Origin of the sequence: Candidatus Methanoperedens nitratireducens, from assembly GCF_900196725.1 — an archaeon.
In the GTDB taxonomy this organism is placed as follows: Archaea; Halobacteriota; Methanosarcinia; order Methanosarcinales; family Methanoperedenaceae; genus Methanoperedens; species Methanoperedens nitroreducens_A.
Window position 1 is genome coordinate 1 of the sequence record NZ_FZMP01000153.1, and the last position, 4,642, is coordinate 4,642.

General features: G+C 44.8%; 5 protein-coding genes and 1 pseudogene. 4 read left to right on the top strand and 2 right to left on the bottom strand.

What is annotated here, in order from left to right:
• From MNV_RS20255 to ltrA, 3 genes are all read left to right on the top strand, one after another.
• On the top strand, positions 1–270 hold a 270-nt coding region (locus MNV_RS20255), incomplete at its 5' end, for a hypothetical protein (RefSeq protein WP_218837984.1).
• Between the two features lie 154 nt (positions 271–424).
• Positions 425–598 carry a hypothetical protein gene (locus tag MNV_RS19635; protein WP_179293925.1) on the top strand — a complete coding sequence of 58 codons (174 nt, stop codon included), beginning with the start codon at positions 425–427 and terminating at the stop codon, positions 596–598.
• A complete protein-coding gene (gene ltrA / locus MNV_RS10230) occupies positions 582–1,769 on the top strand; it encodes a group II intron reverse transcriptase/maturase (RefSeq protein WP_096205775.1) in 1,188 nt (395 codons plus the stop codon). Before MNV_RS19635 ends, ltrA begins: the two co-directional genes overlap by 17 nt.
• 215 nt (positions 1,770–1,984) lie before the next feature.
• On the opposite strand, the pseudogene MNV_RS20730 reads toward ltrA, so the two are convergent.
• Together MNV_RS20730 and MNV_RS10240 are read right to left on the bottom strand one after the other, a co-directional pair.
• Positions 1,985–2,425: pseudogene (locus MNV_RS20730) on the bottom strand (hydrogenase iron-sulfur subunit); the annotation flags it as partial.
• Positions 2,422–4,452: a CoB--CoM heterodisulfide reductase iron-sulfur subunit A family protein gene (locus MNV_RS10240; protein WP_218837985.1), complete on the bottom strand. Its 2,031-nt coding sequence runs from the start codon at positions 4,450–4,452 to the stop codon at positions 2,422–2,424. The pseudogene MNV_RS20730 and the gene MNV_RS10240, both read right to left, overlap by 4 nt.
• Between MNV_RS10240 and MNV_RS20260 the strand changes: the two genes are divergently transcribed.
• The coding region (locus MNV_RS20260; RefSeq protein ID WP_218837986.1) for a hypothetical protein at positions 4,433–4,642 on the top strand (210 nt) is incomplete at its 3' end. The genes MNV_RS10240 and MNV_RS20260 overlap by 20 nt on opposite strands.

A 4,642-nucleotide genomic window follows, 5' to 3' on the forward strand; every position in this document is an offset into this window, starting at 1 on the left:
TGCGGAGTACCTGAATATCGGCAGCCACAGCCCGAAACAATACGTGAACCAGAGGTGGCCTCAGTAAGATGCAACATACCAACGCAGGATGGAAGCTTGGGCAGAGAAATGATTACTGGGGTGATTATGGCCGGGATGGTTGCGAATGCTTTCTTGTGTGACCGGGGGAGATCTCTTAATGTCCTCCCTGAGATTGAGCCACACCCTACAAGTTTCTGGGTCAATAGACTCAATCAATGGGAAGAAAAAAAAAAGGTAGCGGAGGTATAACCTTAAACGGGAAAACTAAAGCAATGCATTATGAGATGTCGGACGAACCCATAGTAGCGATGAAAGTCAAGCCAGTGAAATATAGAACCTGTATCGCAGGATACAGGGGGCGACTATACGAGGATAAAACTTGACCCAGCAAAGGGGTTCTTGTTTGGAAAGAGTAGAAGTTGACAGCATGATAACATCATTCGGAAAACCCCCCCAGAAAAGTAATTATCGTAACTATCAACATGATATAAACGCTATCTGGCAAAAGCATTATGAAGAATATGGAATAATTGCTGAAAACCAATACCAATGGAGACAGAATGAAAAAGTGGAATGAGAAATATCATGCAAAATTCAAGAAATATTCCCTTGGCAATCAAATCTGGGATAAAAAGAATCTTGAAAATGCATGGAAACAGGTAAGAGCAAACAGAGGAAGTGCAGGATTTGACGGCGTAACTATTGAAGAATTTGAACAGAATTCCCAGCAAAATCTGGCAGAAATTGAAAGACAGCTCAAAGAAAATAGCTATGTTCCACAACCAGTGAAAAGAGTTCTCATACCGAAAGATAACGGAAAAATGAGGCAGCTCGGAGTACCTGCAGTAAAAGACAGAGTGGTACAACAAGCATTAAAGAACGTTCTTGAGCCAATCTTTGAGAAAATATTCTTACCCCAGAGTCACGGGTATAGACCCGATACAGGTGCACATGCAGCGGTCAGGAAAGCCGAAGCATACATCAATTCAGGTTATCACTGGTTGGTAGATGCTGATATTGAAGGATTCTTTGACCACGTTGACCATAAGATACTGATGGATTTAGTATGTGAACAGGTCAGCGATGGTAGAGTTCTCACATGGATAGAATCTATCCTGAAAAGCGGAATAATGAATGAAGGTGTGTTTGAGGAGAGTCCGGAAGGTACTCCACAAGGTGGAAATCTCAGTCCCCTGCTGGCGAATATTTACTTAAATCATTTCGACAGACGAATGGGCGATTATGGGTATTTGCTCCTCCGATACGCTGATGATATCATTATTTTCTGTAAATACGAATGGGAAGCGGAAGATGCCCTCAAACGTGCAAAGGAAATTCTGGAGCGAGAGTTAAAACTCAAACTTAGTCCTGAGAAAACCAAAATCGTGCATGGAAATGAGACTGGGGTTGAATTTCTGGGCTTCCATTTTAATGGAAGATGGAAGAAACCAAGGGATAAAACGGTGAAGAAGTTCAAATCTGAGGTTAAACAAAGGACAAGACGTCAGCAACCTATAAACCTTGGAACTCTAATAAAACTACTTAACCCGAATATTCGAGGTTGGGGGAACTATTTCGAGGGATGCACAAAGAAGAGAATATTTAAAGAACTGGACGAATATATAGCAGATAGACTCAGATGCTTTAAAGCCAAAAACCGTTCTAATAAGGTTCTATGGTATTCGCTTCCTAAATCTGAGCTGGCTCAAATGGGTCTCATTTCTCTATATCGAGGTATTTTTGGATGAAACCATTTCTTACAAAGGGATATGCCAAACGAAAGCTGCATACTGGAAATCAGTCCGTGCAGTTTGATGAGGAGGTGGAGGTTGGAAAGCCTCTGCTTTACTCTACTATCTGCGTCCCGATTACCCTTCGGGAGCGGGAATCCACGTATGCCATCGGGGCATACGTGTCTGCGCCCTTCCGAGGCGCGACTCGGAATCTGCGGTTCTATCTTATGCTTGACCGGGTTTTCTCCGAGTTTCTTAATCTCTTCTGTAAAATCTTTTATGACTTCTGAAAATCTCAATCCTTCGCTTGCTGAGATCCACTCAAGCCGGAGCCTCTTATCAAGCCCAAGCTTTACAAGAGCCTTTTTGGTGTTATTGATCCTGATCTCTGCATTCTTATTACCGTCTATGTAATGGCAGTCCCCGATATGGCATCCTGCGACAAGGACTCCATCAGCTCCTTCTTTTAGCGCTTTCAGAATAAATGCAGGTTCAACCCTGCTTGAACACATTATCCTGAGTATCTTAACAGTTGGAGGATACTGGAACCTGCTCACGCCTGCAAGGTCTGCCCCAGCATAGGAGCACCAGTTGCAGCAAAAAGCAAGAATATTTGGCTCCCAACCGTTTCCTGCCTGCGCGGGCTTAACAGCAGCTGTTTCTATACTCATACAGTCACCTCCACAAAGCCTTTGTCAATCAAAATACTTTTAACACCCTTTTCAAACGCATCTATGGCCTCACCGATTTCTTTTGATGAGAAATGCTGCGCAGTTATAGCCCCAGCAGGACAGGCAGCAGCACATGAACCGCAGCCCTTGCATGAAGCTGCGTTTATTTTTGATTTCTTCGTAGTATATGTGACTTCCTCCACTTTTACGGTCACATCATACAATGAAGGGGCATTATAAGGACAAACCGTAACGCATGTGCCACATCCGATGCATTTTGCTTCATTAACTACTGATATGGCGCCCTCTGTCTCGATGAATTTGCGTGACAGGATCGTGCACGCCCTTGACGCTGCGGCGCTTGCCTGCGATATTGCTTCCTCGATAAGCTTTGGAGCCTGGGCACTTCCGCACAGGAAAACACCGTCGGTGGCAAAATCCACTGGTCGCAATTTGGGATGAGCTTCAAGGAAGAATTTGTTCTTATCAAGAGGGATCTTAAAGAGCTCGTTGATCTCCTTATTCTCACCTGCGACAAGAGGTGTACTCAAAACGATGAGGTCTGATGCTAACTCAATATCCAGGTTAAGCATGGCATCATGAACGATTACCGACTCGTTTTGCACTTTTGGCAGTTTCTCAGGTTCGTATTTAATGAAAACAACGCCAAGGTCTCTTGCAGTCTCATAGAGCTTCTCCATCACGCCGTATGTTCTCATGTCACGGTAAAGAACATAGACGTTTGTGCTGCTGTTTGCTTTCTTTATCCTTATCGCATTCTTGACAGCATCAACGCAGCATGTGCGGCCGCAATATTCTCGTTCTCTGCTGCGCGCTCCCACACACTGGATCATTGTTACATTTTTAGCGCTGATACTCTTTCCCAGCATTTTCTCAAGTTGCGCCTGCGTGACAACGCGAGAATCTTTTCCATACTCGAATAATCCCGAAGGCTCAAGGTTAAGGGCGCCAGTCGCAACCACAGCCGCGCCAAAATCAACTGGTAGTTCCTTTCCACCTGCAAGAATAGTTCCTTTGAAATTGCCAAGATAACCTTCGACCTTGATCAGTTTTGCCTCGTTTATGATCTTAATATTCTTGTTCCCGCTCACTTTGCCTATCAGTTCTTTTAGCACATCGGCAGGTTTTTTGCCATCGTATAATTCCATCATTTCACGAAGCATTCCGCCAAGTTCTTTTTCCTTCTCGATCAGTGTCACATGATAGCCATTATTGGCAATATCAAGCGCAGCGGTCATGCCGGCTACACCACCGCCAAGTACTACCGCTTTATTAATGAGATCGACTTTTTGCTTGTAAAGGGGCTGGAAAAGCGCAGATTTTGCCACAGCCATCTGGACCATGCCTTTTGCCTTTTCTGTGGCCCTCTCTTTCTCTTTTGAATGCACCCATGAGCAGTGCTCGCGGATATTTGCCAGCTCGAAAAGATAAGGATTAAGTCCAGCCTCGCGGCATGTGTTCTGGAATAAAGGTTCATGGGTACGCGGCGTGCATGATGCCACTACCACGCGATTAAGATCGTTCTTTGAGATGGCGTCTTTTATCGTGACCTGTGAATCAGAAGAGCATGCATAAAGCATTTCCTGGGCATGTGCTACTCCTGGCAGGGTCTTTGCATATTCCACGACATTGGGGACATTTACAACACTTCCGATATTTATTCCGCAGTGGCAAACGAATACGCCTATGTGCGGTTCAATCGAGAGTTTTTTCTCATCAGGGAATTTTCGTTCCTTAATGAGCGTCCCGCGTTCCGGGGAGAGCAGGGCGGCGGCCTTTGATGCGGCAGCGCTTGCCTGTGCTACGGTGTCAGGGATATCCTTGGGACCCTGCGCCACACCGCATACATATATTCCGGCTACACTTGTCTCCACAGGATTTTCGATACTTGTGGCAATATTCCCTAAATCATCAAGTGCAATTCCTGAGGACTTTGCAAGAGCTTGGGTCGAATCAGCCGGGTCAAGCCCGATGGAGAGAACGACCATGTCAAAATTCTTGCTCACAAGGTCTCCCGTATTGAAATCTTCGTATTTCAAAGAAAGAGAAATTATCTGTGCCAATTGTTACTTCAGATGGGCGGGAGTTGATGTATTTAATACCGTATTCCCTCTGCGCCCTGTTATAGAATTCCTCGAAATTCTTGCCATAAGCTCTTATATCGATATGGAAAATGGTAATATTAAGTTCAGGATC

What these genes read in the sequence shown, in the direction of transcription:
- ltrA (WP_096205775.1), top strand. Translation starts at nt 582, where the DNA reads ATGAAAAAGTGGAATGAGAAATATCATGCAAAATTCAAGAAATATTCC.